Source organism: Methylovulum psychrotolerans (assembly GCF_002923755.1).
Lineage (GTDB): Bacteria > Pseudomonadota > Gammaproteobacteria > Methylococcales > Methylomonadaceae > Methylovulum > Methylovulum psychrotolerans.
Genome location: NZ_PGFZ01000003.1, coordinates 92,602 through 119,165, shown reverse-complemented (window position 1 = coordinate 119,165; position 26,564 = coordinate 92,602). Strand labels below are relative to the sequence as shown.

At 52.0% G+C, this 26,564-nt stretch carries 29 protein-coding genes; 5 read left to right on the top strand and 24 right to left on the bottom strand.

All coding sequences use genetic code 11. The annotated features are described in order from the left end of the window. Positions 1 to 135 precede the first annotated feature (135 nt). From AADEFJLK_RS08565 to AADEFJLK_RS08555, 3 genes are read right to left on the bottom strand one after another with little or no spacing between them, the layout of a single operon-like run. Positions 136 to 1,518 (bottom strand): class II fumarate hydratase, encoded by a 1,383-nt coding sequence (locus AADEFJLK_RS08565; RefSeq protein ID WP_103973965.1) that lies wholly within the window; start codon positions 1,516 to 1,518, stop codon positions 136 to 138. Continuing rightward, entirely contained in the window at positions 1,515 to 1,754 is a 240-nt protein-coding gene (locus AADEFJLK_RS08560) for a glutaredoxin family protein (protein WP_103973964.1), read from the bottom strand. Before AADEFJLK_RS08560 ends, AADEFJLK_RS08565 begins: the two co-directional genes overlap by 4 nt. Next, the gene (locus AADEFJLK_RS08555) at positions 1,754 to 2,260 is read right to left on the bottom strand and encodes a TIGR00645 family protein (RefSeq protein ID WP_103973963.1); all 507 of its coding nucleotides are present in this window, start codon (positions 2,258 to 2,260) and stop codon (positions 1,754 to 1,756) included. The genes AADEFJLK_RS08560 and AADEFJLK_RS08555 overlap by 1 nt, the downstream gene beginning before the upstream one ends. A 152-nt stretch (positions 2,261 to 2,412) precedes the next feature. Here AADEFJLK_RS08555 and AADEFJLK_RS08550 point away from each other — a divergent pair, with 152 nt between their 5' ends. Continuing rightward, positions 2,413 to 2,910: a GNAT family N-acetyltransferase gene (locus AADEFJLK_RS08550; RefSeq protein WP_103973962.1), complete on the top strand. Its 498-nt coding sequence runs from the start codon at positions 2,413 to 2,415 to the stop codon at positions 2,908 to 2,910. 80 nt (positions 2,911 to 2,990) lie between these two features. Here AADEFJLK_RS08550 and AADEFJLK_RS08545 read toward each other — a convergent pair whose 3' ends face one another. The 8 genes from AADEFJLK_RS08545 to AADEFJLK_RS25050 form a co-directional block, all read right to left on the bottom strand. Continuing rightward, entirely contained in the window at positions 2,991 to 3,968 is a 978-nt protein-coding gene (locus tag AADEFJLK_RS08545) for a glycosyltransferase family 2 protein (RefSeq protein ID WP_170065064.1), read from the bottom strand. A gap of 4 nt (positions 3,969 to 3,972) precedes the next feature. Next, positions 3,973 to 4,845, bottom strand: a complete 873-nt coding sequence (locus AADEFJLK_RS08540; protein ID WP_088618245.1) for a hydrolase 1, exosortase A system-associated — start codon at positions 4,843 to 4,845, stop codon at positions 3,973 to 3,975. Continuing rightward, positions 4,842 to 5,684 carry a hydrolase 2, exosortase A system-associated gene (locus tag AADEFJLK_RS08535; RefSeq protein ID WP_088618244.1) on the bottom strand — a complete coding sequence of 281 codons (843 nt, stop codon included), beginning with the start codon at positions 5,682 to 5,684 and terminating at the stop codon, positions 4,842 to 4,844. The genes AADEFJLK_RS08540 and AADEFJLK_RS08535 overlap by 4 nt, the downstream gene beginning before the upstream one ends. Positions 5,685 to 5,715: 31 nt before the next feature. Then, positions 5,716 to 5,961, bottom strand: coding sequence for an acyl carrier protein (locus tag AADEFJLK_RS08530; RefSeq protein ID WP_088618243.1), 246 nt, complete (start codon positions 5,959 to 5,961; stop codon positions 5,716 to 5,718). Between the two features lie 191 nt (positions 5,962 to 6,152). Further along, entirely contained in the window at positions 6,153 to 7,487 is a 1,335-nt protein-coding gene (locus AADEFJLK_RS08525) for a putative O-glycosylation ligase, exosortase A system-associated (RefSeq protein WP_088618242.1), read from the bottom strand. 2 nt (positions 7,488 to 7,489) lie between these two features. Then, on the bottom strand, positions 7,490 to 8,182 hold the full coding sequence (locus tag AADEFJLK_RS08520) for a tetratricopeptide repeat protein (RefSeq protein WP_103973960.1): 693 nt from the start codon (positions 8,180 to 8,182) through the stop codon (positions 7,490 to 7,492). Positions 8,183 to 8,229: 47 nt separating this feature from the next. After that, a complete protein-coding gene (locus tag AADEFJLK_RS08515) occupies positions 8,230 to 9,198 on the bottom strand; it encodes a polysaccharide deacetylase family protein (protein ID WP_249028008.1) in 969 nt (322 codons plus the stop codon). Next, a complete protein-coding gene (locus tag AADEFJLK_RS25050) occupies positions 9,140 to 9,406 on the bottom strand; it encodes a hypothetical protein (protein ID WP_211299176.1) in 267 nt (88 codons plus the stop codon). Before AADEFJLK_RS25050 ends, AADEFJLK_RS08515 begins: the two co-directional genes overlap by 59 nt. A 136-nt stretch (positions 9,407 to 9,542) precedes the next feature. Between AADEFJLK_RS25050 and dxs the strand changes: the two genes are divergently transcribed. The 3 genes from dxs to AADEFJLK_RS08500 all read left to right on the top strand — a co-directional run bounded on the left by dxs (position 9,543) and on the right by AADEFJLK_RS08500 (position 12,146). Beyond that, entirely contained in the window at positions 9,543 to 11,405 is a 1,863-nt protein-coding gene (dxs, locus tag AADEFJLK_RS08510; protein WP_103973959.1) for a 1-deoxy-D-xylulose-5-phosphate synthase, read from the top strand. A gap of 84 nt (positions 11,406 to 11,489) precedes the next feature. Continuing rightward, positions 11,490 to 11,927 carry a hypothetical protein gene (locus tag AADEFJLK_RS08505; protein ID WP_103973958.1) on the top strand — a complete coding sequence of 146 codons (438 nt, stop codon included), beginning with the start codon at positions 11,490 to 11,492 and terminating at the stop codon, positions 11,925 to 11,927. 15 nt (positions 11,928 to 11,942) lie between these two features. Further along, complete coding sequence (locus tag AADEFJLK_RS08500; protein WP_103973957.1) at positions 11,943 to 12,146, top strand: hypothetical protein; 204 nt, start codon at positions 11,943 to 11,945, stop codon at positions 12,144 to 12,146. Positions 12,147 to 12,340: 194 nt separating this feature from the next. Here AADEFJLK_RS08500 and AADEFJLK_RS08495 read toward each other — a convergent pair whose 3' ends face one another. The 8 genes from AADEFJLK_RS08495 to AADEFJLK_RS08460 form a co-directional block, all read right to left on the bottom strand. After that, positions 12,341 to 14,278, bottom strand: a complete 1,938-nt coding sequence (locus AADEFJLK_RS08495) for a heme lyase CcmF/NrfE family subunit (protein ID WP_103973956.1) — start codon at positions 14,276 to 14,278, stop codon at positions 12,341 to 12,343. Positions 14,279 to 14,409: 131 nt separating this feature from the next. Next, a complete protein-coding gene (locus tag AADEFJLK_RS23900; RefSeq protein WP_146054542.1) occupies positions 14,410 to 14,775 on the bottom strand; it encodes a hypothetical protein in 366 nt (121 codons plus the stop codon). A gap of 40 nt (positions 14,776 to 14,815) precedes the next feature. Beyond that, positions 14,816 to 15,289 carry a hypothetical protein gene (locus AADEFJLK_RS08485; protein ID WP_103973954.1) on the bottom strand — a complete coding sequence of 158 codons (474 nt, stop codon included), beginning with the start codon at positions 15,287 to 15,289 and terminating at the stop codon, positions 14,816 to 14,818. 3 nt (positions 15,290 to 15,292) lie between these two features. Continuing rightward, positions 15,293 to 16,663 (bottom strand): DUF3696 domain-containing protein, encoded by a 1,371-nt coding sequence (locus AADEFJLK_RS08480; RefSeq protein WP_103973953.1) that lies wholly within the window; start codon positions 16,661 to 16,663, stop codon positions 15,293 to 15,295. A gap of 29 nt (positions 16,664 to 16,692) precedes the next feature. Beyond that, positions 16,693 to 17,133, bottom strand: a complete 441-nt coding sequence (gene ccmE / locus AADEFJLK_RS08475; protein ID WP_103973952.1) for a cytochrome c maturation protein CcmE — start codon at positions 17,131 to 17,133, stop codon at positions 16,693 to 16,695. Between the two features lie 7 nt (positions 17,134 to 17,140). Continuing rightward, complete coding sequence (gene ccmD / locus AADEFJLK_RS08470; RefSeq protein ID WP_103973951.1) at positions 17,141 to 17,305, bottom strand: heme exporter protein CcmD; 165 nt, start codon at positions 17,303 to 17,305, stop codon at positions 17,141 to 17,143. After that, positions 17,302 to 18,066 carry a heme ABC transporter permease gene (locus AADEFJLK_RS08465; RefSeq protein ID WP_088618279.1) on the bottom strand — a complete coding sequence of 255 codons (765 nt, stop codon included), beginning with the start codon at positions 18,064 to 18,066 and terminating at the stop codon, positions 17,302 to 17,304. The genes ccmD and AADEFJLK_RS08465 overlap by 4 nt, the downstream gene beginning before the upstream one ends. Positions 18,067 to 18,188: 122 nt before the next feature. Then, positions 18,189 to 19,082, bottom strand: a complete 894-nt coding sequence (locus AADEFJLK_RS08460; protein WP_103973950.1) for a hypothetical protein — start codon at positions 19,080 to 19,082, stop codon at positions 18,189 to 18,191. Positions 19,083 to 19,416: 334 nt separating this feature from the next. Between AADEFJLK_RS08460 and AADEFJLK_RS08455 the strand changes: the two genes are divergently transcribed. Beyond that, positions 19,417 to 20,166 carry a hypothetical protein gene (locus AADEFJLK_RS08455; RefSeq protein WP_103973949.1) on the top strand — a complete coding sequence of 250 codons (750 nt, stop codon included), beginning with the start codon at positions 19,417 to 19,419 and terminating at the stop codon, positions 20,164 to 20,166. A 49-nt stretch (positions 20,167 to 20,215) separates the two neighbouring features. Here AADEFJLK_RS08455 and ccmB read toward each other — a convergent pair whose 3' ends face one another. The 5 genes from ccmB to AADEFJLK_RS08430 all read right to left on the bottom strand — a co-directional run bounded on the left by ccmB (position 20,216) and on the right by AADEFJLK_RS08430 (position 26,544). Continuing rightward, complete coding sequence (gene ccmB, locus AADEFJLK_RS08450) at positions 20,216 to 20,890, bottom strand: heme exporter protein CcmB (RefSeq protein ID WP_103973948.1); 675 nt, start codon at positions 20,888 to 20,890, stop codon at positions 20,216 to 20,218. Further along, entirely contained in the window at positions 20,890 to 21,513 is a 624-nt protein-coding gene (gene ccmA / locus AADEFJLK_RS08445) for a cytochrome c biogenesis heme-transporting ATPase CcmA (protein WP_088618275.1), read from the bottom strand. Before ccmA ends, ccmB begins: the two co-directional genes overlap by 1 nt. Further along, positions 21,510 to 22,253 (bottom strand): 23S rRNA (guanosine(2251)-2'-O)-methyltransferase RlmB, encoded by a 744-nt coding sequence (gene rlmB / locus AADEFJLK_RS08440; protein ID WP_103973947.1) that lies wholly within the window; start codon positions 22,251 to 22,253, stop codon positions 21,510 to 21,512. Before rlmB ends, ccmA begins: the two co-directional genes overlap by 4 nt. Positions 22,254 to 23,095: 842 nt before the next feature. Continuing rightward, complete coding sequence (locus AADEFJLK_RS08435) at positions 23,096 to 23,791, bottom strand: response regulator (protein WP_088618273.1); 696 nt, start codon at positions 23,789 to 23,791, stop codon at positions 23,096 to 23,098. A gap of 2 nt (positions 23,792 to 23,793) precedes the next feature. Then, a complete protein-coding gene (locus AADEFJLK_RS08430) occupies positions 23,794 to 26,544 on the bottom strand; it encodes a sensor histidine kinase (protein WP_103974160.1) in 2,751 nt (916 codons plus the stop codon). Between the last annotated feature and the right edge of the window lie 20 nt (positions 26,545 to 26,564).

Genomic DNA, 26,564 nt, shown 5'->3' with positions numbered 1-26,564 from the left:
GATGATGACTTGGTTACTAGCCAATAAACCATCATTATAATAGAAAGCAAGCTTATCCTGACAGGCCGTTCGTTAACGGCAGAACAGGATTAGCGTGCCGGCCTATAGGCTTTTGTTGACGGCGGCGTTAGCAGGCTATCCCCCAATCCCCCCCTCAGTCAAACCCGCAGGCTCCAACAGCTTCGCCAATTCCTCCACACTCAACTCGGTCATTTCGGCGGCGACTTCGATAATCGGGCGGCCTTGTTTATAAGCCGCTTTGGCGACTTCGGCAGCTTTGGCGTAGCCGATGATGGGGTTTAAGGCGGTGACTAAAATCGGGTTCCGCGCCAAGGCTTGTTGCAGGTTATCTTGCCGCACCGTAAACCCGGCGATGGCCTTGTCTGCCAACAAACGGCTGACGTTGCTTAACAGCTCAATGCTTTGCAGGATATTATAGGCAATCACAGGCAACATGACGTTAAGCTGGAAACTGCCGGATTGGCCGGCAATGGTGATGGTGGCATCGTTGCCGATGACTTGCGCCGCCACCATGGCCGTGGCTTCGGGGATAACCGGATTGACTTTGCCGGGCATGATACTGCTGCCCGGCTGTAAGGCAGGCAATTCGATTTCGCCCAAGCCCGCCAAGGGGCCGCTGTTCATCCAGCGCAGGTCATTGGCGATTTTCATCAGGCTGACCGCGATGACTTTCAACTGCCCCGATAACTCGACGATGGCATCTTGGCAGCTTAAGCTCTCAAACAGCGACTCGTTCGGCGTAAACGGCAAGCCCGTGGCGGCGCTTAACACGGCGGCGAACTGGCCCGCAAAACGGGGGTCGGCGTTAATGCCGGTGCCGACTGCCGTGCCGCCTTGGGCCAGCTTATAAACGCGCGGCAAGGTCGCTTGCAAACGGTCGCTGGCATTACGGATCTGCAATGCCCAACCGCCCAATTCTTGGCTCATGCGCACAGGCATGGCATCCATCAAATGGGTGCGCCCAGTTTTGGTGACATGGTCTAAAGATGCGGCTTTGGCACTGATGGTCGCGGCCAAATGCGCCAAACTGGGCAATAGTGCCTGCTGGCATTCCAGCGCGGCGCTGACATGGATGGCGGTGGGGATAACATCATTACTGCTTTGCCCCATATTGACGTGGTCATTCGCGCTGACCGCTTTGCCCGCCAAGCCGCTGGCCAACTGCGCCAACACTTCGTTGACGTTCATATTGGTGCTGGTGCCGGAGCCAGTTTGGAACACATCGACCGGAAATTGGTCGCGGTGTTGGCCGCTGATGACTTGCTCGGCGGCGGCGATGATGGCCTGCGCCAGTTCCGCATCCAACTCGCCCAACTCGGCATTGACGATGGCGGCGGTTTTTTTAATCAAGGCGACGGTTTTGATAAACTCGGGCGGCATCGCCAAGCCGCTGACCGGAAAGTTTTCCACCGCACGTTGGGTTTGCGCCGCGTACAGGGCGTGGGCAGGGACTTGCAACTCGCCCATGCTGTCTTTTTCTAATCGGAATTCAGTCATAATGCCTCAATAAAATGGCGAAGGTCGGTCTGGTCAAACGGCCAGCACAACTCGGAAGTGGTTTCAGGGTGATATAAAACAGGAATACGGATGGCATAACGGGCTTGCCACTGTTCGGCTTCGGCAATGTCGACCTGCTCGACCGCTACTTGCGCGGGCGGCAAGGCCGCGAGCAATTCCTCGGCCTGTTCGCATAAATGGCAACCCGCCGTGCCTAGCAACAATAAACGTATCATCAATGTTTCGTCAGTTTGTCCAAATAGCCCATCAGCAGGGCCGAAATGACTAAGGTCAAATGGATGACCACATACCAGAGCAGTTTGTCATTGGCGGTGGCATTAATATCCATGAACACTTTTAGCAAATGGATGGAGGAAATGGCGACAATTGAAGTCGCCACTTTCATTTTCATCGAGCCATAATCATGCGTACCCAGCCACTCCAGCTTTTCGGTGTCGGCATCAATATCCAGACGGGAGACAAAGTTTTCATAGCCGCTGAACATAATCAGCACAATCAGGCTACCGACCAGGGTCAGGTCGATAAAGGTCAGCAAACTGAGGATAAAATCGGTCTCGCCAATGGCAAAAATATGCGGCAGAAAATGGTACAGCTCTTGAAAAAACTTGATGAACAGACCGAGCAGCACTAGGCTTAGGCCGGCATAAATGGGCGCCAGTAACCAACGGCTGGCATACATGAGGCGTTCAATGGCATGTTCTAAGTGTTTGGCAAAAGGCATAGTTCGGCAAGCAGGCAATTTTTGCCGATATTATAGCAATTATGTCGGCGCAGGCGGGTAAAATGATGGGAAAAGTCGGTTTAAAACGTTAACCGCCGTACCAAGACTTTAGCCTATAGCCACACCTCAACCCTCTCTTACTCTAAGGACTTATGAACCCTACCGCCTTTAGCCAAACAGAAGAAACCCTTAAGCATTGCCGTTTAACCCAAACTCTTAGCCCCGCCCAAGCGACGGTGCTGGCAGAGCTATTGGCGGCCAGCGAACCCTGGTTAACCTTAAATATTTCGGCAGCAGCCTTAGCTAAGTACCTGTTGCGCACCGATCCGGCTTTAAAACGTTATGCGGTGGAAGTACAAGGGGTTCTGGTGGGGGTTATCTGCCTGCGCTATCCGTGGCTGCGCGGGCCTTATATTGAACTGTTGGGCTTGGCGGCGGATTTTAGGGGGCTAGGTATCGGTGGTGAACTGTTAGCTTGGGCGGAAAGCCAAGCCCGCTTGGAATGCCAAAACCTCTGGGTGGTCGCTTCGGCGTTTAATCAGAAGGCCTTGGCGTTTTACCAGCACCACGGTTTCGGGCCAGTCGGCCTGTTGCCAGATTTGGTCTTGCCTGGGCATGATGAAGTGCTACTGCGGAAAAGCTGGGGTTAAATAGCCGCTGCCGTTCAACAGATCAGTATCAGGGCGTACAGGGCAGGCAAACACCGTTTGCTTTTCCTACACGTACAACCTTATCTAAACGCAAAACTCAGATGTAGCCAAACCAGATAAACCGACCATTTGAGTGTAGGGTACATCGCCAAGGCACATTGGGCATATTGCAGGGCGGCCATTTTTTTACCGCCCCGTGCCAATTCTTCACTAATGACCTTATACAAATAAGACAGGCTGATGCGGGTGTAATACAAGGCGCATGGGCTGTCGCACGCCATCAGCAAATGCTGGTAAGCGTTGACTTCCAGCAAGCGTTTATTTTGCAGGCTCAGGCTGTTCGACACCGACATATCCAAGCGTTTGGCGGGCGCATTATGTACTGCGCAAATGCTGGGGCGGAATAAAATAATCTCGGCCGCATCACAAACACGGATAAACAGGTTAATGTCCTCGCAATAATTAATCTGTTCCCAAAAACCGCCTATTTTGTCTAACAAGGCCTTAGTCGTGATAGTGATGTTAAGGTGTGCATAATCGGGATAAGACAGGATTTGTTGGCGCGAGACCGCGTAGACATCATAATCCGCCAGTTTTTGTGCCGGTTTTAAGGAATGCTCGACTTTTGGCATCATTTTTTCAATAATGACATTGCCGCTAGGGTCTTGCACTTGAATGCCGCCAAAATACACTTGCGCCGCTTGCCGCTCCATACAAGTGACCGCTGTGGCCAAATGCTCAGTGCACGTCCAAAAATCATCATCATCACAAAACGTCACATATTTGCCTTGGGCTAAGGCAATACCTTTATTTCTAATGACCGAAGGCCCGCAGCCTTGGGTGTCAGGTGCGTGAACTTCGTGCCATTGGACACGGGAGTCATACTGTTGCAGCAACCCCCGGCAAATTTCGCGGTTAGCCAAGCTGGAACCATCATCAATGACCAGCACTTCATAATGCGGATACGTCTGGGCTCGGATGGCATTCAAGCAAACTTGTAACAATTCACCACGGTTGCGGGTCGGGATAATAATACTGATTAACGGCTGTGCATTCATAAAATCAACGTTGGTTAAGCCAAGTGAGGGCATGGTTGACAAGTTTTTCCCGGTCTTGTGAACGCGAAAAGGTATGGTCGGCATCCGGCATATCGATACGCGTCAAGGCTTTGGCGGCTAAAACCGCCCGCCAACGCGCCGATAACGACACCAGTTCATCAAATTCTTTACCGATTAGGCTATAGCCGCTCATCAGTAACAGCACGGGGCCTGGAAATTTTGCCAAGCCTTCGCACATTTTTTCCTGGTAACTTGGCAGGCTTTCGAACTCTTGGCGTACCCGCGACTCTTGGACGGCCTCAAACAGCTTGGCATTACGCCAGAGATCTACCAGCGAAGTCATGGACACCAAGGGGTTAAACTGCAAGTTCAGCAATTTCAGCCAAAAGCTTTTTTGCATAATGCGCATCAAATAATAATGTTTGATATACATCCGCGCTTGAGTCGCTTCATTGCGTACCCAAGGGTTTTGCATGACCAGCCCGCTGACCCGCTTATCCCGCCAAGCGTACATCATCATTGCCGAAGCGGCATTGCATTCGCCCCAAAGCACAACGCTGGTCAAATCCGGCATCAGTGCCATCAGCTTATCGACGGCACTGGCAATGTCGGCGTTCACTCCTTCAAAGCCGACAAACTCGCCGGCACTGTCGCCAAAGCCGCGATAATCAAAACGCAACACCGGATAGCCGTCACTTGCCAGACGGCGGCTCCACAAAATGATTTGGCGGGCGCAGCCGACCCGATATTGCGGCCCCCCAGCCACCACGACGACAATGCCGATGTTTCGCGCCTGTTCGGGACGATGAAAAATGCCGATTTGTGCCACACCTTCACAGTCAATCAGCAAAGGGATTTCTTGTGTTTTTATCGTCATGTCCGCTCACCTAAGAAAATGCCGGTGGTTTTTGCCAATAAGTCGGGGGTCAGTTCGCGCTCATGCAATTGCCAGAAGGCAGGGCCTGAAAAAAACTGCGTAACCACTACCACGTTTTGGCTTTGCCAAGCAGCGACCACTTTTTGGCTGGCGATACTCAGCTCGGCCTGATCTGCCAGCGTCAGCTCAAACCAGTTGACCTGAAGGCCAGCGGGTAACCGGATAGCCACTAAGGCCTTGCTGTCAAGCGCCGCCGCCAACACCGGGCTGATTTCATAACCCGCCACTTCTAGCGGCTTACCCGCCTGTAACCGTTCACGCATTTGCTGGGTGGTTTCTTTCGGCTCGCCCCTGTCCATCAGCATTGCCAGGCGTATGCGTAAAAATTGCGTAAACAGCACTTTGCCTTCCAATACGGGTTGCCAAAGCAACAGACGGGTAAACCGTCCAGGGATTGCTGCCGCCAGTTCTGCCGCGACCACTGCCCCCAAGCGCAAACCCCATAAACCTATTTTGGTGTAACCCTGCCCTATCAACCACGCACAAGCCGTTTCGGCATCACGCAGCCATTGTTCCCAACGGGTTTCGCTAAAATCGCCGGCACTATCGCCCGTGCCATAGTAATCCAACAACAGGCATCCCACCCCGGCTTCGGCGAGCATCCGCGCCTGCATGGCGACCATCACCCGGCAACGGTTCAGCTCTTCGCCAAAAGAGGGTAAAAACAGTAAAACTTCGCCCTGCGGATCTTTAGGCGGCACGAACAGGCAAAATAATGGCCCTTGGCTACCGTCAATGAAGAAAGGCGTGAGGGTAACACCCAAATAACTAGGGTTCATAATTAGGACTCAATAAAGGAAGGGCTAATGCTCAACTTTTCGATGCCACAAAGGTGACCAAGCTGCCAAAGGTGGTAAACACGTCAGCGTTGATTTCGTCATCGTCAATGACACAGCCTACATTTTCCTCAATGGCGGTAATGAGGTTAACGACCCCCATTGAATCCAGCTCAGGCAACGCCCCAAGCAAGGGCGTATCAGCCTGATAGCTGTCCACCGCATCGCCTAACTGGAGATGCTGCCGTAAGATATTTTTTACCATTTGTTCAATTGCCATAATGTGCTTACTCAATAGTGCTATAAATTGTCATCGGATGCCCCTTACTTGCCAGACCGCGCATTTGCAAATGCGTGTGGCTCCCTAGCCCTTTACAAAGGGTGATTTTACCGTTTATTCGCTCCCAAAGGGGAGGCTATTTTGTCATCAGCCGATTTTTGACACGATTTTTGCCCTGAAAGGGTGGTGCTCTATTCGGGGTTATGCCACAAGCGGCGCTGCTTTTCCTTCTTTGTCTGTATTTCAAGGTCAGGATTCAGTTTACGGTCAATCAAGCCGGGGACTTTAGTAATGGGCGTGGCCATTTCTTTCAACAAAATGATTATGGCTACCAATTGCCAAGTCAAATCCAAATAAGACAGGCTTAAAAACGCCCCACCCGTCAGATAAGACAGCAAACTCAACTTAATCATGGTCGCCAAATCCCCCTGCCATTTTTTTTCAGGATTATTCTTCGTCAGCTTAGCAACCTGTGAACAATAACGCCAAGCCAGAAAAAAAATCGTCAAGAACAGCAGCAAGCCTATCCAGCCATGTTCGCCCAATACATGAAAATAAATGCTGTGGGCGACATAGGCTGGCATTTCGTCGGTATAGCCAGGCAAATATTGCCGGTAAATAACCCGCGCCCATAGCTGGTAACCGCCGCCGAACAAACGGTCATTAGCGACGTGATAGGCAAACGTCCAAGCTCGGATGCGTCCTTGCGCGGACTCGTCCTGATCGTAAGTTTTGATGGTGTCCATGCGCTGATACCAAGATTCGGGCAGGAATTGGTAGAGCACTGACACCAAAATGATTAATGCCAGCGTCACCGGCACTTTACGCTTGCTTTGCAGCCAAAAATAGCCGCCCAACCCGCTCATAGCCAAAAAAGCCCCGCGCGATTGCGAGCCTAATGCAGAAAACGCCATGGCGACAATACAAAATAGCATCAATTGCTTTTGCCAATGCTGTTCAAGCTGGCCGCGCATATACACCATCAGCGGAATCACCATCAATTCGGCAACCGCCAAAGCGTTATTTTCTTCGAGAAATGATTCGGGTGGGCCAAAAACGTGGAAGCTACCGCCGCTCAACACGGTAAAAATGCCGCCTTTAACACCAAAAAAACCAATCGAGACAATAATCACCCAGAGCAATTGGTGGATACGTTCGCGGCTTTTGAACAAAGTCATTGATAAGAGGACCGGAAAAAATATTTTCAGGACGCGGATATAATATTCATTCGCGTCTACCGGGTTCATGGCAAAAATAGTCGAGACGCTCATCCAGAGCAAAAACACAATGATCAGCACCACCAGCTTATCTTTAGGCAAGGCCTTAGGCTCATTTGAAATGGCGTAAACCACAACAGTCAACAAGGCGATGATATAGGAAAACGGCAAGGTATAGGCGAACCCATAACAGAGCCGGTGCGGGTTCATAAAACCTAGCCATGACCAGACTAAAATGCCGACATAAGGCCTTTTTAAGGTATAAAAGCATCCCAAGGCAAATAATAAAGTGACCGCAATATCTCTCATGGTTATTTTTGCCAATGCCCTGATTTTATCAACAATTCTTTGAGCTTTTGTTTAGGGAAATTTTGCGCATAAATCAACTTGGCTTGCGCCAACGCTTCGGGATATTTTTTACTTTCAAACAAAAACAGGCCGTAGCTGTAGTTGATGCTAAGCTCATTAGGTAAGGCCTGCAAGGCTTTTTTATACAGCTCATTGGCTTCTTGCGGATGTTGGCTTTTGCGCAAATACGTCCCGTACATTATATAATTAAGGGGGTCTTGCGGAGCAAAATGAATTGCCCGCTGGAAATAACATTCCACAGGGGAAGGTAAAGGCCGCTTGGCTTTTGTGGCAATGTCGTGCTGATAAATCAATTGGTAGTGCATCAGCGTGCCTAAGGCCTTATGGTGGTTAGGGAAAGCCGTTACGGTATAATCAAGGTCTTCACCCAAATAACCGGTATTGCCTTTAATGAGCATTTGGATATCTTTGGTGTAATGGTACGTTTCGACAATATTGAGTTTGTCCCCCTTGTTCGCGGCATTGGTATAATCAAATGGCCCGTAACTTATCTCGCGGCCACTACAACGTTCGCCGTCTAAGGACACCCCTACCCAGGGGGCGAGGGTGGAGGCGGCCAAGGCGGCAGTCCCGCCGACCGCTAGGCAACAGCCCAACGCCCATAGCCAGAGAGGATTATAATGTTTGGCAGTCATAGGGTGTCACCTAAAAAATGGTCTATGCAAAGAGTGTGCGGTTACGCTTAGCCGCCCTTAAGGTACAGCCAGACCATCCGCAACATAAATCTGAGCGGTGTGGCATCCCAAGGTGTAAAGCGCGGCAATTGCCATACATCACTGGCCGCCGTCGCCACACCCGGATGGGTCGAGAAAGCCGCCTGATAGGGACACGCTTTGGCAATGTCCCGGTGGGCAAGTAAGTAATCATCGCCTAACCTGCCGTTAGGGTAGGCAAAAAATCGGATCGGGGCGGCTAACAGTTGCTCCAGGTAGGCTTTGTTCTCGGCAATTTCTGCCGTGGCGGTAGCCTTGTCCAAAGTCGCCAAAATCGGATGGTTAACGGTATGGCCACCAATTTCCATACCCTGCGCGTGCAGTTCGCGCAGTTGCGCACGGGTAAGCATCAGGTCGTCGGGCAACGCCGTGGCCTGTGCGGCAAGCGCTTGGCTATGCGCCAAGCGTTGTTCGGGCGGCAAATGTTTAAGGCACTTGAGCAAGGTGCGGGCGGTGGCGGCCCGTTGCGCGGGGCTAACCAGCGGCATTACGCCCAAACCGAAAGCGCTCAAATCCACTTCGGGTTGCGGGAGGTTACGGATAGCCTCAATAACGGTATCGTTCCACATCCGCCCACCTTCCAAGTAACCGGAGGCGATGAAAAACGTTGCGCTCAAATTCTGCTGCTTAAGGATAGGCACGGCGTTGCGTAGGTTATCGGCGTAACCGTCATCAAAAGTAATGGTGACGGCACGTGGCGGCAAGCTCCGGTCTTGTAAGCGGGCCACCGCCTCAGCCAACGGCAGGACATTAAAGTGCCGCGCCAACAGCTGCATTTGCCAGCTAAAACTGGCGATATCCGCCTCACCAGGACGCATAACATCCGGCGCGTCCAGCACTTGGTGATAAATTAGGATAAACAGCTTATTCTGTCCGCCCCTAGTCGATGCCCAGGTTGCGCAATGCGTAAGGAGAGAAAGTGCCAAAGCTTGCATCATTGCCGATCCATTCAGGGTAAAATAACCTAAAAGCGGCTATTATAAACGCTAACTGGATTTTGTAGCGGCCCTTTGTCAAAGATTGCGGCTTTTCGGCATAAAGTGGCACGATAAAGCAACGGCATTTTGCCTTGCCGGGCATTACCCACTTGATTGCTCGGAAATTAATCAGGATAATCACCCGTCTGCCGAGGATTTGGCTAAGCATTATGGCGCAAATTCAGGATATGCCCGGTTGGGGCTGAACTTATCCCTAGCCGTGGCCGAAGCAAGCCCTTAACCCTTACATTATTTTCAGCCCATCCTTTACCATTGCCCCGACTTCTTAAGGAACTTTTGTCTACATGAATACCTCCGCCCGCTTCCCCCTGCTCGACGACATCGCCAGCCCCGCCGATGTGCGCCGCCTGCCGAAAGACCTGCTCAAGCCGCTCGCCAAGGAGCTGCGCGAATTCCTGACCCAATCGGTGAGCGTGTCGGGGGGGCATTTCTCGGCGGGGCTGGGGACGGTGGAGCTGACCGTGGCGCTGCATTATGTGTTCGACACCCCGTCCGACAAGCTGGTCTGGGATGTCGGCCACCAGGCCTACCCGCATAAGATCCTGACCGGGCGCAAGGGGCGGATGACGACGATCCGCAGCCGCGACGGCATCTGCGCGTTCCCGAACCGCAGCGAGAGCGAGTATGACGCGTTTGGGGTGGGGCATTCGAGCACTTCGATCAGCGCGGCGTTGGGCATGGCGATCGCCGCCCGCCTGAAAGGCGAGGACCGCCAGATGGTCGCCATCATCGGCGACGGCAGCATCACCGGGGGCATGGCCTTCGAGGCCATGAACCACGCCGGGTCCATCGACGCGAATTTGTTGGTGGTCCTCAACGACAACGACATGTCCATCTCCCCGAACGTCGGGGCGATGAACAACTACCTGTCCAAGGTGCTGACCAGCCGTTTGTATTCGTCGGTGCGCGAGGAGAGCAAGAAGGTGCTGAGCAAGATGCCGACGGTGTGGGAATTGGCGCGGCGCACCGAAGAGCACGTCAAGGGCATGATCGTGCCGGGGACGCTGTTCGAGGAGTTGGGCTTCAACTACATAGGCCCCATCGACGGCCACGACGTGGACAGCCTGGTCGGCACGCTGGAGAACCTCAAGCACATCCAAGGGCCGCGCTTTTTGCACATCGTCACCAAAAAGGGCAAGGGCTACCCGCCCGCCGAGAAAGACCCGTTGGCCTACCACGGCGTGCCCGCCTTCGACCCCGGCAAGGAATGCCTGCCCAAGTCCGCGCCCTCGCCGCACCCGTCCTACACCGAAGTGTTCGGCAACTGGCTGTGCGACATGGCCGCGCAGGACAGCCGCCTGCTCGGCATTACCCCCGCGATGCGCGAAGGCTCCGGGCTGGTCAAGTTCTCCCAGCAATACCCCGACCGCTATTTTGACGTCGCCATCGCCGAACAGCACGCCGTCACCCTCGCCGCCGGGCAGGCCTGCGAAGGCGCCAAGCCCGTGGTCGCCATCTACTCGACCTTCCTGCAACGCGGCTACGACCAGCTCATCCACGATGTCGCCCTGCAAAACCTCGACGTGCTGTTCGCCCTCGACCGCGCCGGGCTGGTGGGCCCCGACGGGCCCACCCACGCGGGCAGCTTCGACCACAGCTACCTGGCCTGCATCCCCAACCTGGTGGTCATGGCCCCCGCCGACGAGAACGAATGCCGGCAGATGCTCAGCACCGGGTTTTTGCACCCCGGCCCCGCCGCCGTGCGCTACCCGCGCGGCAAAGGCCCCGGCACGGCGGTGCAGCCCGGGCTGGACACCCTGGCCATCGGCAAGGGCGAAATCCGCCGCCACGGCCAGCGCATCGCCCTGCTCGCCTGGGGCAGTTTGGTCACCCCCGCCCTCGCCGCCGCCGAAGCCTTGGGCGCGACCGTCGCCAACATGCGCTTCGTCAAACCGCTGGACGAGGCCCTCATTTTGGAACTGGCCGCCAGCCACGACCTGCTGGTGACGTTGGAAGAAAACGTCCTGTCCGGCGGCGCGGGCAGCGCCGTCAACCTGCTCCTGCAAGCGCGCAAACAGCTCAAGCCCGTCCTCAACCTCGGCCTGCCCGACAGCTTCGTCGAACAGGGCACCCGCGAGGAATTGCTGGAAATCTGCGGCTTGGATGTCGCGGGGATTTTGGCCAGCATCCGGGCGTTTTGTGAATAATGGCGGAAAAGATGCCTTTGTAACCGATTTTGCTTACAATCAGGCCTTATATCCACGAAAAGTGCTAAAAAAAACGGGTAGCCAATGACTAATTTACGGTTCATATCAACCTCCGAACTGGAGCGGCAACTTGATGGAAGTGATGAGCGGTTCGCGGCTTATTTTTTTGCCATTTACAATTGTTCACCCGATGATCCTGGTGGAATAAACAAAATCCGCGAATGGCTTAAGCAAGAATATCCAACAAAAGCAATTCCGGTTGGGCGGTATTTTGTGCTTCTTGACGAGGCCGCTGCCGGAGCTTTGAATTTTTATTTCCAGACTTTAATTGATTCTGGATTATTTCAAGATGATTACGTTGCCTATGCCAATCGAAGGCTAAAAGAAATTGAGGAGGCTCGCAATATCAGTCAATCATTACTTATTCCTGGCACGCTCACAGAAGGCCAGTTAGCCAATGACTTCCATCTTGCATTTGTTGCTGGCGTTGCCATTTCTAAGAATCAAATTATCGAATCTTAAATTAAGGATTAAAAGATGACACCGGAAAAAGTAACCGTCTTTAACTACGAAAGCTACGATATTCAAGTCGATGAATATAAAAACCACGGCAAGTGGGCTACGATGGAATACATCACGCGTTGCAAACTAATCATAAGTCCTAAAGCCAATACATTAGAAGTGTCTCTGTCTGATCTTGATTCTGAAGGACGGTACATTGGAATAGAGGCCAAACAGTAACCACGGCATCAAGAGGATAACATGCCACCCACAAACAATGAGGCCATTATGCAGAGATTGACCAGCAAAATCCGCGATATTCCTGATTTCCCCAAACCTGTAATCATTTTCATGGAAAATCCAGCCTAAATCTGTGCACAAAATAAACCGACACCGCAGCAGCTAGAAGAATAGCAAGCAATCGCTATCCCTCATCAAACGGTTTTAGTCACCCGATAACGCCGATCGCAAGCCGCACACAAACCGCCCACCGCCATAAACACCGCCCCCAACCAAATCCAGCGGATGAAGGATTTATAGTAAATCCGCAAGCTCCACGCGCCGCCGTCGCCTAGCGGTTCGCCGATGGCGACGAACAAATCCCGGAACAGTCCGGCATCAATCGCCGCTTCGGTCATGGGCATAGTCTGCACCTGATAAACACGTTTTTGCGGTTCCAACTGGGCAATTTGCTGGCCGTTATGGCTGACGGTGATAAAGGCTTGTTGGGCAACGTAATTCGCGCCTTGAGTTTCTTTGACCCCGTGGAACTTAAAAATATACCCCGACATATCCAGGGTTTCCTCAGGCGTAAGGCGCACGTCTTTTTCGACGCTATACACCGATGTTAAGGTAATACCGACCACGAACACGGCTATCCCTAAATGGGCGATGGTCATGCCGTAAAAGCCCGCCGGAATCGCTGCCAATCGCTGCCAAGACAAGCCTTTAACGCCCAAGCGCTCGCTAAAGGCCAAAACGGCAATGGCGACTGTCCATAAGGCCAAGGTTAATCCCAACGCCGCTCCCCAGGAATAAAACGGCATCAGTAAAGGCAAGGCAAGGCCGCCAGCGGCACAGCCACCGATGATCCAGCGTAGGCGCAAACCCAACGCCGCCAAGCTGTCTTTTTTCCAACGCAGCAATACGCCGACCCCAACCGCTACCGACAAAGGTGCCATCAGCGGGATAAACACGGCGTTAAAATACGGTGGGCCCACGGAGATTTTCCCCAAGCCCAGCGCGTCAATGACCAGCGGGTACAGTGTCCCCAGCAAAATGCTGGAGGCGGTGACGACCAGTAAGACATTATTTAATAAAATCGCCGATTCTTTAGAGACCAGTTCAAAAGTTGCGCTGCTTTTGACGTATGGCGCGCGGATGGCGTACAGCAATAAGGAGCCGCCGACGACGATAGCCAAGAAGATCAGAACAAACAAGCCACGGGTCGGGTCGCTGGCGAAGGCGTGGACAGAAGTCAACACGCCGGAACGCACTAGGAAGGTGCCTAACAGGCTTAAAGAAAAGGCAAAAATCGCCAATAATACCGTCCAAGTCTTAAACACGCCGCGCTTTTCGGTCGCCGCCAGTGAGTGCATTAACGCTGTACCGACCAGCCAAGGCATAAAGGAGGCGTTTTCGACCGGATCCCAAAACCACCAGCCGCCCCAGCCCAGTTCGTAATACGCCCACCAACTGCCCAAGGCAATGCCTAAGGTCAAAAACGTCCAAGCCATATTCGTCCAAGGCCGCGACCAGCGTGCCCAAGCGGCATCTAAGCGGCCTTCTAGCAGAGCGGCGATGGCAAAGGCAAACGCCACCGAAAAGCCGACATAGCCCATATACAGCATCGGCGGATGGATCGCCAAACCGGGGTCTTGCAGCAACGGGTTTAAGTCGCGGCCTTCTAGGGGCGCGGGAAACAAGCGCTCGAATGGGTTGGAGGTGAGCAGTAAAAACAGCAAGAAGCCGATGGACACCAAGCCCATCACTCCCAACACCCGCGCCACTGTGGCTTCGGGGATGGTTTTGCTGAACTGCGCGACCAAACCTGTCCAACACGCCAACACCAACGCCCATAACAGCAAAGAGCCTTCATGGGCCCCCCATACCCCGGAAACGAGGTATAAAAACGGTAAGGCGGTATTGGAATTATGGGCGATATAAGCTACGGAAAAATCGTGGATAATGCAGCTATAGGTCAAACAGCCGTAAGCAATGGCAACGAATAAGAGTTGCGCAAAAGCGGCGGGCCGCGCCACCGCCAACCACCCCGCTTGGCCCCGGAATGCGCCGATGATGGGTAACGTGCCTAGCACCAGTGCCATACACAGGGCGAGGATGAGGGAAAAGTGGCCTAGTTCTGGGATCATGTCGTTTGCAAGTCGTCGTTTTTAAATGAGTTTAGGATTTGGAGGGCTAGGTAACTATCAAGGGCAGCCGTTTATATCATACCAACTATCGTAGAGATTTTGTGTGCCGCCGTTGTTATCTCAGTCAGAAGTTACCAAACCAGATAGTATTTTGCCGCAAACCCCATGATAATGTCGGAGCAGAACACACATTCCCCGCGTTGTGCAGCCGCTTTCGCTTGCCTATACCGTAACGGCATTCCAGGGCAGCACTCGATAAGCTTAGGCGGGCCGGGCGCATCGGTTGCGGTAATCCCTATCGGCGCAAAAGGCAACAAGGCGAGCAATACCCCTATAACGCCCAGCAGCCCAGCCTTGCGGCGGAACGTCGGCAAACTCAGCGTTATCAGCAAAAGCACAGTCAGGCAGAACGCTTCTGGACGCATAGTGACCATTGACCATGCCATGCCGATAGGAACCCAGAGGTATTTTGGCTTAGGCAAAAGCGTATTATTCATTTTTGCCGATAATCCCTTATATGCCTTGTGAGGTATGCGGTCACTTACAACTATGTTCGGGACACAGTTGTTTAATGGTAATGCCTAAATCATCCAGTAAGCCAGACTGTTCCGTCCAATCGCTATCGGTGGCATTAACTAGCGTGGCTTTAGCCACCACAGCCGTGGCTAAAAATTTACGGTCTGACATATCCAGGTGATTATCGGGCAATTCAGTAAAGCCCTTACGGTCATCATCGGATGGGGTGATGTTAACCATAAGGATATTATGGGTGCTGTATTGGTTATCATGCAGATATTTAAAAAACATATCGCCGACTCCTGGCTGGCCTGCGTAGCTTAAATGCCTTTGATACTCGTCCATGATTAATCCGGGTTTATCAATGGCAATTTGTCGGTTTTTACAATCTTGCAATAACTCGATACAGGCCAATCGGCAAGCCCAAGAGGCGTGGGTGTTGACACCGTTCGCGCTGATCGCCACATTGGTGTCGATGACGAGTTTTTCCGGCATCGGCTAAACGGCCTGCATTTTACGTTTTAATGCGGCGGTACGGGTGGCGGCAATTTCCGCCATTTCATCACCAAAAAAGTTGTCTGGCCAATTTCTGATATCGCCGAATTCATCAATATCTAAATCGGCTAAGGTCGCTTTGCCGCCGTTATTGGCGCAAAAATACAGTTTTATGTCTTCGGCAGGATAGTGCGCTTCGGCAACACGCCGTTGGAAGCGCCTTAACAAATGTTCGCTATGGCTTTCGACAATCACCTGAATATTGCGGTGTTGCGCCACTTGTAAAATCACATCGGCAAGACCGCTTTGCACCGAAGGGTGTAAATGGATTTCCGGTTGTTCCATTAATACCGTGCTGCCTTCTGGCACATAATAAAGCAAGACTAGGGCGGGTAATACTTGGGAAACGCCGAAACCGACATCAGTCAAAAACGCTTCTGGGCTTTCGGGGTCGCGTTTGACAATCGCCCGGTATAAGCTAGAACCTTCGGCCAGTTCTTTAATGGCAAAGGTATCAATCAAGCCCAATTGTTTCAGCCAATAGGCGATGACTTCTTGAAAAGGCTTAGGCTCGTCGGTATTGCTTAGCGTTCTTGTTTCACCACGAAAGGTGGCAGACAAGATGGCATTAATGGTGCCTTCGCCACGATAACCGACATCGGTTGACCCCGAACCTGACCACTGATATTCCCTTTTTGGATATTCGCGCAATGGGCCAAGGTAGTAGATTTGATCCATCATATCTTCGTATGCAGATTCAAGGCTTGATAATATCCAATCTGAGCTAAAGTCGGAGCCAGGTATCACCTCAATAAGCAAAGGGTGCTGGCTAGGGAATAAATGGGTCTTGCTAGGGGATATGTTTTTCTCTTGAGTTCGAAAGCTATACCCAGATTTACGCTCGTCCTTTTCATAAGAATTGTACACATAGCGTTCATTTTCTAGCTTCATTTCAAAATAAAGATCACCAAAACGATAGCTTAAAAAATGCAGTTTCATTTCTTTATTTTTAAACAAAACCTTTGCATTTGTTTCTAAATCAATAGCACTTTCGAATCCTATAAACTGGCTATTTTTAACATTTTTTGCTGTTTCGTCCCGCTTCCATTTTATTTTCCACGTTAAAGGCTGCTTTTCTTCATGCCCATAAATCAAATCCTTAAACGTACCCAAATTAACCAACTGGCCTTGGCTACCTAAATCTAAAACTATCCCTCTATCCGTCGCATTTTTAGTCTGCTTTAACAACAACAAAAATTGCAAAATGCTGGTCTTACCCGAACTATTAGTACCAAACAGCCCCGTAACCCGTCCTAGCCGAATATCCAAGGCTTGCCATGCTTTAAAATTTGCAACGTGTAATTCGGTTAGCATCGTAGCCTATTTGACGTAAAGTGAATTGCTTAGGGCTTTTTCTGCTCGGCGGCGGCCTTCAAACTCGCCTTAACCTCCGGCGGCATGTAATTCTCATCATGCTTCGCCAGCACTTCTTCGGCGACGAACACGCCGCGCCCGTCTAACTTACCGTTGGCGACGATGCCTTGGCCTTCGCGGAACAGATCCGGCAAGATGCCGGTGTATTCGACGGTGACTTCTTTGCTGAAATCGGTCAGTTTAAAGCGCACCATCAGGCCATCGCCGGGGCGTTCGACCGAGCCTTTTACGACCATGCCGCCTAAGCGGAACAGCGCGTCTTGGGGGGCTTTGCCGGCACTGACATCGGTGGTGGAAAAAAAGTACATCAGATTTTCGTTAAAGGATTTCAGCGCGAAGGCGGCCGCCAGACCCGCGCCTACGACCATTAAGGCAATCAGGATTAAACGTTGTCGTCTTACAGGTTTCATAATAGGCTTATAAATTATGGCGTTTTTGTTTCAGCGCCAAGTGCCGTAACAAGCGTTTGCGCTGGATAATCGGTAAGATGATGTTGGCGAGCAACACCACAAAGCAGATGCCGTAGGCCGTCCACACATAAAAGGCGTAACCGCCCATGGCGAAAAATTCTTGCAAACTCATGGTGTCGGCTCCGTCAGCAGTTTTTTGACCCAGTTGGCGGTGCGCTCGCGTTGCAGCAGTTCTAGCCGCGCCCGTTGCAGCATAGCAATGACATAATAGAATTTAAACGCCACCGCCATCAGCAATAAGGGCACTAACATCGTGACATGGATGGACGGTTTGTCCATTTTCGTGACGGTAGGGCCTTGATGCAGGGTACTCCACCATTCTACCGAATAATGGATAATCGGAATGTTGACGACACCGACCAAGGCCAAAATCGCCACGGCTTTGGAGGCGGTGCGTTTGTCATCAATAGCATTGTACAGGCCGATCACGCCCAAGTACAAAAACAACAGCACCAGTTCGGAAGTTAGCCGCGCATCCCACACCCACCACGTCCCCCACATGGGTTTGCCCCATAAAGACCCGGTCACCAAGGCGATAAAAGTAAAACTCGCCCCGACCGAGGCACTGCTGATGGCGACGATTTCCGCCAGCTTAATGCGCCAAACCAAACCGATTGCCCCCGTGACCGCCATGACGATATAAATAAACAGCGACATCCAGGCACTAGGGACATGGATATAGATAATCCGGTAGCTGTCGCCTTGTTGGTAATCGGGTGGGGCCAGATATAGGCCACCGTACAGGCCGCAGGCCAACAAGATTAAAAATATCCCTACCAACCACGGCATCAGCTTTTCAGTCAATGCGTAGAAATGCGGGGGGGAGGCCATACGATGAAAGAATCTGCCGACCGGATCAGGAATTAGAAACATATAAATTAAGGTGTTTTAAAAAGAAAGGTCATCCACAAAAACGTATTACCCACAAAACTAAGAAAGGTTCAAAGCAAACACTCGGTTTACTTTGAACCTTTCGGGTGTCAGTGCGGCTTTATTCAGGCTTTGCAGTATGAAGGTATCCAGCTCTGCTCGACCATATACTCCGGCACTTCATTAAAATCAAACGCTTCACCGTCTTTAACCATTTGCTCGACATCAAATAGCTCCGCCACTTCGGGGATGTCGGCAAAAAACAGTTTATATAAAGGCCGCACCATCCATTTTGAGGCTTTCATGCCGATAGGGCCGATAAAGTTACGGCGTTGGCCGACATGGGCGATTTCGTCAATGGTGATTTCGTCCAGCAACTCATGCAGGCGCTGGCGCACTTCCGGCTCGTCCGCCAGCACGTCATCAAACAGACGGTGCAGGTGGAAATAATAGGTCACGCCCATCAGTTCGGTGACAAAGGCAGGGGGGTCCATAAAAATGCCCGGCACTTTTGGGAATTGCTCGTAAACCCATTCCTTAAACGGGGTTAACGGCACCCATTCGACTTTATCTAAGCCGCAAGTACGGAGCATTTCATCAAATAAGCGCCAATGGCAAAATTCTTCCGCCAAATGGACGCGGCTAATCTTATCTTCGACACTGTGCGAATTCGCCATGTCCGGCACCACATCCCACGCACCTTTAATGCCGACCCATTCATGGCGGGCGAACTTGTACATACTGGTGAGCATTAACGTCATCCGGTCTAAAGACTTAGGATCGTCCTGCATCTCGATATAATTGCGGTAAAAGACATCAGGATTCGCTAAGGGTGTACGCAAGCTAACGGGGTTGTCTTTAAACGCCTGTAGCTTAGCGCGTTTTTTCGCCAAATCCCGCTCGGCCTCAAACAGTTCGCCGCCGTGGTTTTGGGTGAATTGCCAATAATCGGCAAAGTTCTCTTGGCGTTGCTGTGGGGTCGCGGGGGAGAAAATCGACAGGTATTTCGATGATGCCATAATACGTTGCTCCAGATCAATGTTATTAAGGTATGTGGGTGCGCAGCTAATCTACGCGGGTTAAAGCGCATTATTTATGTTTTTTATCATTATGGCCGGGCTAACATCACTCAAGGGTACGACAAAATAGCCCGACAACCTGTCGCCCCGCCCATCTTTTGCTGCCCCTATGGGTAAGGGCGTTTTTTATGCGTGATGGCAAAAAGCATTAAAAAAATCGGCAAAATGGTAATAGTTCATAGAAATAGCCGGGGCTTTTCATTATCCTAGCAAAGAAATTCTTTACCTATGAATTTTATGCACCTTATTTTCCATTATAATTAGAGACTGTCCGATGAAAAAATCCTTATTGCTGTCCGCCCTGCTAGCCGCGCTGGTTGCCCAAACCGCTTTGGCAACCCCGCCCGTCAAATACAATGTGGCTAACCGCGATGCCGCCCTGCCCGAAGCCAGCGAACTGGTCACTAACCTTGACGTGATCTCCCCAAACAATAACACCTTGGTCTGGAATGCCGATAAGACCTTAATTAAGGTCGTCACTTGGAAATCGCAAAGCAGTTACCAAAACTTCCTGTTGCCCTATACCCAAACCTCATCTAGCGAAAGCTTTGTGACCTGGGTGACCTTAGCGCCGAAAATGCAAGCGTTTTGCCACCAATACTTAACAGACCATCCCAATGCCACGCCCGCCGACTTGGACTATCGCCTGAAACAGCGTTTAGGCTTGGATTCCGATTGGTCTTACGATGTGTTTGTCGAAATGTGGGTAAACCCTAGCGACATCTTCCGCCCTTGTGTTGACCCCGAAACCAACGACAGTAGCTGTAACCTGAACTTTTCCAGCACGGTGCCGACCGTCAAAAACATTAAGGACTATCCGGCGTTTTACAAAAACGTCTATTACGGCAGCTTCCGTAACTCGCCTAATGTTCCTTGGACAGGCTTAGGTTATACTTACGATTGGAAATACGCCAGCAAAACCCCTGGTGCGGCTGAGCAAGGCGCGAGCGAATTTATCCTCTCGCCTTCTACGCCTTATACTATCGAAACAGCGATACCGACTTGGCAGTATTGCGCCCAGTAGTTAGCGGCCTCTAGCGGCGGCTACCTGCACAGGTAGAGAGCCGCCGCAGTTAACTGACACTCATTTTTAACGCCGCCGCCGTCGGCCACGGGGCTAAGGTCAGCGCCAGCAAGAGCATCGCCGCCAATATATTCAGTTGCGCCACGACCGGCAAGCCGGTCGCCGCCATCGTTACCGCATTACTGGCAAAAATCAGCACCGGCACATACAAGGGCAACACCAATAGCGACAAAATCATCCCGCCGCGCCGCAACCCCACGGTCAGCGCAACCCCAATCGCCCCGATCAGGCTTAACACCGGCGTACCCAGTAACAGCGTCAACAATAATACCCCTAAGGCTTGGTTAGGCATCCCTAAAAACACTGCCAATAACGGCGCGATCAGCAATAAAGGCAAACCTGTCACTAGCCAATGGGCAAACACCTTGCCTAAAATCAACACCGACACCGGATGCGGGCTGAGCAACAATTGCTCCAACGAGCCGTCATCAAAATCCGAGCGGAACAGGCTGTCCAGTGACAGCATGGCCGCCAATAACGCCGACACCCAGATAATCCCCGGCGCAATCGCCTGTAAAAGCTGCGGCCTAGCCCCTACGCCCAACGGAAACAGGGTGATGACCAGGACAAAAAAGAACAGCGGATTGGCGATTTCCGAGCGGCGGCGCAAGGCTAAAATTAAATCCCGACGGATAATAGCAAAAAAAGCGGCAGTTAAGGACATTAGGCTAAGCGGATACGTTGTACGTCAACAGTAGGCAAGTTTAATTCATGGTGTGAGGTTAACACAATCATACCGCCTTGGTCACAATGTTCCGCCATCAATTGCTCAATTAAGGCAATGCCTTGCCTATCCAAGGCGGTAAACGGCTCGTCCAATATCCATAAGGCATTATGGGTAATCAGTAACCGCGCCAACGACAGCCGCCGCTTTTGCCCAGCAGACAGTGCTTGCGCCGGGACATCGTCAAAACCCGCCAACTGTACCCGCGCCAACGCCGCACCGATACTACAGGCCCCTGCCTGCGCCAAGGCCAGCGCGACATGCAGATTCTCCAGCACGGTCAGTTCTTTTTTAATGCCTTCCAGATGCCCGACATAAGCCATATCAATACGGTACTGCACGTCGCTAATCGGCTCGCCGCACCAGCGCACTTCCCCGGCATCCGGTTCGCGGAAACCGCATAAAATCCGCAACAACGAGGTTTTGCCGCTGCCGTTACGGCCTTCCAATAACAAAACTTGGCGATTAGTGACCTGAAACGCCAAATCGCTGAACAATACCCGGTCATCACGGATACAGCTGAGGCCTTCGGCTACCAAGGACACAGGCCGCGCTAAACTCATGGCTTTAATCTCTGGCGGATCACTTCGTACAACAGCACCCCGGTCGCCACCGATAAATTTAGGCTGTCCACTTGCCCCAACATCGGCAGTTTGACCAACACATCGCATTGCTCACGGGTCAGGCGGCGCATCCCCTTTTCTTCCGCCCCGACCACCAAGGCTAGCGGTACGGTAAAATCGGCCTGATAGGCGGTTTGGGTGGCTTCGCCCGCCGCGCCCATCACCCATACGCCTTGGTCTTTCAGCCAGCGCAAGGTGCGGGCCAGATTGGTGACTTGATAAACGGGTACGGTCTCCGCCGCCCCACAAGCGACTTTGCACACGGTCGGGGTAATGCCCGTAGCGTTATCCTTCGTGATAATTACCCCGTGTACGCCCGTGGCATCGGCGGTACGCAAACACGCGCCCAGATTGTGCGGGTCTTGGACGTTATCCAACACCAGAAACAAGGCGGTGCTGTCGAGGTTTTCCACCGCCGTTTTCAGTTCCTGCTCGGACAATTCGCCGGGCATGTCCACTTCAATGACGATACCTTGATGGTTATTGCTCTCGGCGAGTTTATCGAGCTTTTTACGCTCGACCTTTTCCGGTTCGATGCCTAAATCCAGCAAGGCATCCAGTGCTTGCGCCAAGCGCTTATCTTGGCGTTGGGTATCCACCCAGGCTTTGTTGATGGATTTGGGGGAATAATCAAGAGCCGCTTGCACCGAATGCAGGCCGTAGAGTTTGGTGGGTTTCATGAGTGTTCAAAAAGAGTGTCTTCGCTAAGTGCCAGGATGTTATTCAAGCGGCAACGTGTCTGCCGACTTAAAATGGCCATTATACGAATAAGTTGAGTGGTCTTTATACAATCCTAAGCTAGCATCATAGACGGTTTAGTAGGCCAACGGCAAACAGCGTCTTCAATACTGACTGTCCGGCTTGTTTTTTTGGCAAGGAGACCCTAAACGCATTGATAGCCTGCTACGCTTCATCAAGCGGTTTGGCTTGGGTGGCGGGGTTGCAAAAATCGGGTTCTATGAGGGGACATTTTCTTGCGATAACTCAGTTATTGCAAGTCTTTTAGCGGGATAGCCGAACACTTGGGCCCAGGAAAACATGGTTTCATGGCCTTGCCATTTGCATCGGGATAAAATTTGGCCAAGGGCAAACCCTGCCTGTTGGCGTAAACTTTATCCCGAATTTAGATTAGCATTAGACGGCAATCATGCCGAAAACTAAATTAAGCGCCTGCATCGCCACAAACGACAAGGGCAAAGATGAAGCCACCAATAAGGCGGTGAATCCTACGGCTTGATACATTTCTTTTTTCATGGTCTGAGCTCCGGCAAATAAATGGATAAATATCCTGCACACAATGATGGGTACTTATTGATATAAGCGAATTTCATGCCATCACTTTACAAAAAAAACAACCAATTGATTTTTAAGTATTTTATGTTTTTTAACGGCTTTCAGCGTCTTTAACTGCCCTACCCTAAGCCTGTCTGCAAAAAATGCTGTTACTAATTTTGCAGTCTTACTACTTTTTTTGCAGTGTTAGCCGCCCTATCCGGCCTTTTATGCCCCCTATTGGGCAGGTTCAGACCTTAAGCCGATAACCGATGCCCGATTCGGTCAGCAAATATTGGGGTTGCGTAGGGTCAATCTCCAATTTTTGCCGGAGTTGGCTCATATAAATGCGCAAATAATGCGAATTGTCCTTATAGGACGGCCCCCAGACTTCTTTAAGGATATATTGGTGCGTCAAAACCTTGCCCGCATTTTTAATCAGCAGGGTTAAGAGCCGGTACTGAATAGGGGTAAGGTGGATGTCTTGCCCATCGATGCTCACTTGCCGCTTAAGCAAATCCACTTTTAATGCCCCGGTAACAAAAACCCCGCCCTCATCCTGTGCGGGCCCACCAACGGCATGGCGCAAGGCCACCCGTATCCGCGCCAACAATTCGCCCAAACCAAAAGGCTTGGTCAGATAATCGTCGGCTCCGGCATCTAATGCGTCTATTTTATGCTGCTCGGCACTGCGGGCGGACAAAATAATAATCGGCATAACCGACCATGCGCGGATCGCTTTTATCACCTCCACGCCATCCATATCCGGCAAGCCCAGATCAAGAATAACCAGATCGGGCTTACGCACCCCCGCTTCAATGATGCCCTGTTGGCCGCGCTCAGCCTCAAACACTTTGAAACCGTGGGCCCCCAGACCCGTCCGTAAAAATAGGCGGATAGCCGGATCATCTTCAATAATGACAATAATAGGGTTAGTCTGGGTCATAGTTAGTCAGCCGTGCCGTTGCTGTCTTCCCGCCCCATTGAGGGCGGCGGGCTGTCCTGAGGGAGCAGGAGGGAAAACACCGCCCCGCCAGTAGGGCGGTTTTGCGCCCGAATGCTACCGCCATGCGCCTCAATAATGGCTTTGCATATCGCCAGACCCAAACCGACACCGCTTTGTGCCGCTTCATTCTGCGCCCGATAAAACTTTTCAAACAGTTTGTTCTCGCTGCCCCTAGGCAAGCCCGGGCCACGGTCGGCCACCGAGATTGCCATCGCTTCCCCCTCCCCTTCCGCCATAATCTCCAAAGGGCTACCCGTCGGGGTGTAACGCAACGCATTTTCCAGCAAATTGATCAGCACTTGTTCGACCATCACCGCATCGACATAAACCATAGGCATACCCGGCGGCAATTTAACGCTGACTTGACGGCCTATACAGCGTTTTTGCAGGCGGGTCAGCACCACGCCAATGATTTCGTCCAACGGATACCATTGTCTGTTTAGCACCACCGCCCCTGCGTCCAGCCGGGCCATGTCCAAGATATTGTTGACTAAATTCGACATCCGTTGCGCCTCTTCATAAATGGCCCGGTTCAATTCCAACTTATCTTGTGTCCGCAACGCATTGTCGTCCTCGACTAAGGTGCTGGCGGAACCGACAATTGTCGCCAGCGGGGTGCGCAAATCGTGGGAAATGGAACTGAGCAGCGAGTTGCGCAAACGCTCGGCCTCCATTTCCACTTGGGTTTTTCGGGCCTGCTCGGTCAGGCGCACACGGGTGATCGCCTGGGCAATTTGGCTCAGGAAAGTTTCCAGCAATTTTTGTTGTTCCGGCAAGAACACCCGGCGTAAATTGACGGGCAACAACACCAAAACACCCAACATGGTTTCTTTGACGCTTAACGGCAAATACACCGCATCAGCACCGGGTAAGGTATGGGTACCTTGCCCGGCAATCTCGTCATGATCCATAACCCACTGTGCAACGCTCAAGTCGGCAGTGAGCAGGGATTCCGGCAGTGCCGGGCCACTGGGATAAACGATACGGCCTGTGGCATCGGGAAAGAGGATGACGTTTTTACTGCCAAACTCGGCATACAAGTGATGCACCGCCGTGCGCACGATTTCGTCTTCGCTCTGGCTGGCGGTCAGATCCTTGCTCATCGCATACAACACTGTCGCCCGCCGCTCCCTATGCCCGGCCACCTTCGCTTGCGAGCGCACATTCGCCATTAAACTGCTGATCAGCATGGCGACGGTCAACATCGCCAATAGCGTCACCAGATATTGGCTATCGCCGACCGTAAAACTGAAATAAGGCGGAACAAACATCAGGTCAAAAATTGCCACGCCCAGAAATGACGCAAAAATGGACGGGCCGCGGCCAAAGCGAGTGGCGATAAACACCACGCCTAACAAAAACACCATGACCAAATTGGCCAGCTCAAACCGCCCGAACATCAGATAAGCCAACGCAGTGCTGGCAACGGTAACGGTCACTGCCCACGCATAGCCACGCGTATTGTATTTCTGTGCCGGGCGTTTACCCAAGCCCGGCAAAGGGTTTTTCCGATATAAAGAGGGCTCCGGCTTGTCGCCGCCGTCCTGCCCTGGCCTAGGGCTGCCCAGCAAATACAGGTTAATGTTGTGCGCGTCGCTAATCAGCACATCCACCACCGAACCCAGCAACACCCGCCGTAACCCCCGGCGGGTCGGCTTACCAATGACAATTTTGGTGACATTGCGTTCATTGGAAAATTTGATGATCGCCGAACTCATTTCGGGGGCATTTAAGGTGACCGTTTCGGCGCCCAATTGCTCGGCGAGGCGCAAAATCCGTAACACACCGTCACGTTTTTCGGCGGACAAACGTTGTAGTTCAGGCGTTTCGACATAAATGACTATCCATTCCGCGCGTAAGCTGGTAGCAAAACGCTTGCCCGCACGGACTAAGCGCTCAGCTAAGGCACTAGGGCCTATGCAAACCAAAATCCGCTCGTTAACCTGCCAAATATCCCGAATACGATGGTTTTCCCGATAGTCCAGCATCTGGGCATCGACCCGGCTGGCGGTTTGCCGCAGGGCCAATTCGCGCAGGGCGATTAGGTTGCCTTTGCGGAAAAAATTCTTCGCCGCTTCTTGGGCCTGTTGCGGCAAATACACCTTACCGTCCTTCAGCCTATTCAGCAGTTCATCGGGCGGCAAATCCACCAGTTCGACTTCATCGGCTTCTTCAAAAACGGTGTCCGGCACAGTCTCCCAGACCCGAATCCCGGAGATTTGGCCAATATCGTCATTCAGGCTTTCCAAATGCTGGACATTGAGCGCGGTATACACATCGATACCTGCTTCCAACAACTCTTCAATATCCTGCCAACGCTTAGGATGCCGACAACCCTGGGCGTTAGTATGCGCCAACTCATCGACCAGAATGACCGAAGGCTTGCGTTTAAGCGCGGCATCCAGGTCAAACTCCTGCAAAATCGTCCCCCGATAATTGATTTGTTTGGGGGGCAACACTTCCAAACCCTCTAATAAGGCGCTGGTTTCCTTACGCCCATGGGTCTCCACCAAACCGACGACAATATCGATATGTTCGCCGCGCTTTTCCCTCGCCGCCTGTAACATGGCATAAGTTTTACCGACCCCGGCCGCCGCGCCAAAAAAAATCTTCAAATGGCCGCGTCTGGCCCGGATAGTATCCCGTTCGACACGGGCCAACAGTTCGTCAGGATCAGGGCGTTCGATTTGCATGATGTTTACCATTTTTACCC

Bases quoted from the DNA above. Each gene is read 5' to 3' on its own strand.
- AADEFJLK_RS08565 (WP_103973965.1), bottom strand. From the start codon at position 1,518: ATGACTGAATTCCGATTAGAAAAAGACAGCATGGGCGAGTTGCAAGTC.
- AADEFJLK_RS08560 (WP_103973964.1), bottom strand. From the start codon at position 1,754: ATGATACGTTTATTGTTGCTAGGCACGGCGGGTTGCCATTTATGCGAA.
- AADEFJLK_RS08555 (WP_103973963.1), bottom strand. From the start codon at position 2,260: ATGCCTTTTGCCAAACACTTAGAACATGCCATTGAACGCCTCATGTAT.
- AADEFJLK_RS08550 (WP_103973962.1), top strand. From the start codon at position 2,413: ATGAACCCTACCGCCTTTAGCCAAACAGAAGAAACCCTTAAGCATTGC.
- AADEFJLK_RS08545 (WP_170065064.1), bottom strand. From the start codon at position 3,968: ATGAATGCACAGCCGTTAATCAGTATTATTATCCCGACCCGCAACCGT.
- AADEFJLK_RS08540 (WP_088618245.1), bottom strand. From the start codon at position 4,845: ATGACGATAAAAACACAAGAAATCCCTTTGCTGATTGACTGTGAAGGT.
- AADEFJLK_RS08535 (WP_088618244.1), bottom strand. From the start codon at position 5,684: ATGAACCCTAGTTATTTGGGTGTTACCCTCACGCCTTTCTTCATTGAC.
- AADEFJLK_RS08530 (WP_088618243.1), bottom strand. From the start codon at position 5,961: ATGGCAATTGAACAAATGGTAAAAAATATCTTACGGCAGCATCTCCAG.
- AADEFJLK_RS08525 (WP_088618242.1), bottom strand. From the start codon at position 7,487: ATGAGAGATATTGCGGTCACTTTATTATTTGCCTTGGGATGCTTTTAT.
- AADEFJLK_RS08520 (WP_103973960.1), bottom strand. From the start codon at position 8,182: ATGACTGCCAAACATTATAATCCTCTCTGGCTATGGGCGTTGGGCTGT.
- AADEFJLK_RS08515 (WP_249028008.1), bottom strand. From the start codon at position 9,198: ATGATGCAAGCTTTGGCACTTTCTCTCCTTACGCATTGCGCAACCTGG.
- AADEFJLK_RS25050 (WP_211299176.1), bottom strand. From the start codon at position 9,406: ATGCTTAGCCAAATCCTCGGCAGACGGGTGATTATCCTGATTAATTTC.
- dxs (WP_103973959.1), top strand. From the start codon at position 9,543: ATGAATACCTCCGCCCGCTTCCCCCTGCTCGACGACATCGCCAGCCCC.
- AADEFJLK_RS08505 (WP_103973958.1), top strand. From the start codon at position 11,490: ATGACTAATTTACGGTTCATATCAACCTCCGAACTGGAGCGGCAACTT.
- AADEFJLK_RS08500 (WP_103973957.1), top strand. From the start codon at position 11,943: ATGACACCGGAAAAAGTAACCGTCTTTAACTACGAAAGCTACGATATT.
- AADEFJLK_RS08495 (WP_103973956.1), bottom strand. From the start codon at position 14,278: ATGATCCCAGAACTAGGCCACTTTTCCCTCATCCTCGCCCTGTGTATG.
- AADEFJLK_RS23900 (WP_146054542.1), bottom strand. From the start codon at position 14,775: ATGAATAATACGCTTTTGCCTAAGCCAAAATACCTCTGGGTTCCTATC.
- AADEFJLK_RS08485 (WP_103973954.1), bottom strand. From the start codon at position 15,289: ATGCCGGAAAAACTCGTCATCGACACCAATGTGGCGATCAGCGCGAAC.
- AADEFJLK_RS08480 (WP_103973953.1), bottom strand. From the start codon at position 16,663: ATGCTAACCGAATTACACGTTGCAAATTTTAAAGCATGGCAAGCCTTG.
- ccmE (WP_103973952.1), bottom strand. From the start codon at position 17,133: ATGAAACCTGTAAGACGACAACGTTTAATCCTGATTGCCTTAATGGTC.
- ccmD (WP_103973951.1), bottom strand. From the start codon at position 17,305: ATGAGTTTGCAAGAATTTTTCGCCATGGGCGGTTACGCCTTTTATGTG.
- AADEFJLK_RS08465 (WP_088618279.1), bottom strand. From the start codon at position 18,066: ATGTTTCTAATTCCTGATCCGGTCGGCAGATTCTTTCATCGTATGGCC.
- AADEFJLK_RS08460 (WP_103973950.1), bottom strand. From the start codon at position 19,082: ATGGCATCATCGAAATACCTGTCGATTTTCTCCCCCGCGACCCCACAG.
- AADEFJLK_RS08455 (WP_103973949.1), top strand. From the start codon at position 19,417: ATGAAAAAATCCTTATTGCTGTCCGCCCTGCTAGCCGCGCTGGTTGCC.
- ccmB (WP_103973948.1), bottom strand. From the start codon at position 20,890: ATGTCCTTAACTGCCGCTTTTTTTGCTATTATCCGTCGGGATTTAATT.
- ccmA (WP_088618275.1), bottom strand. From the start codon at position 21,513: ATGAGTTTAGCGCGGCCTGTGTCCTTGGTAGCCGAAGGCCTCAGCTGT.
- rlmB (WP_103973947.1), bottom strand. From the start codon at position 22,253: ATGAAACCCACCAAACTCTACGGCCTGCATTCGGTGCAAGCGGCTCTT.
- AADEFJLK_RS08435 (WP_088618273.1), bottom strand. From the start codon at position 23,791: ATGACCCAGACTAACCCTATTATTGTCATTATTGAAGATGATCCGGCT.
- AADEFJLK_RS08430 (WP_103974160.1), bottom strand. From the start codon at position 26,544: ATGCAAATCGAACGCCCTGATCCTGACGAACTGTTGGCCCGTGTCGAA.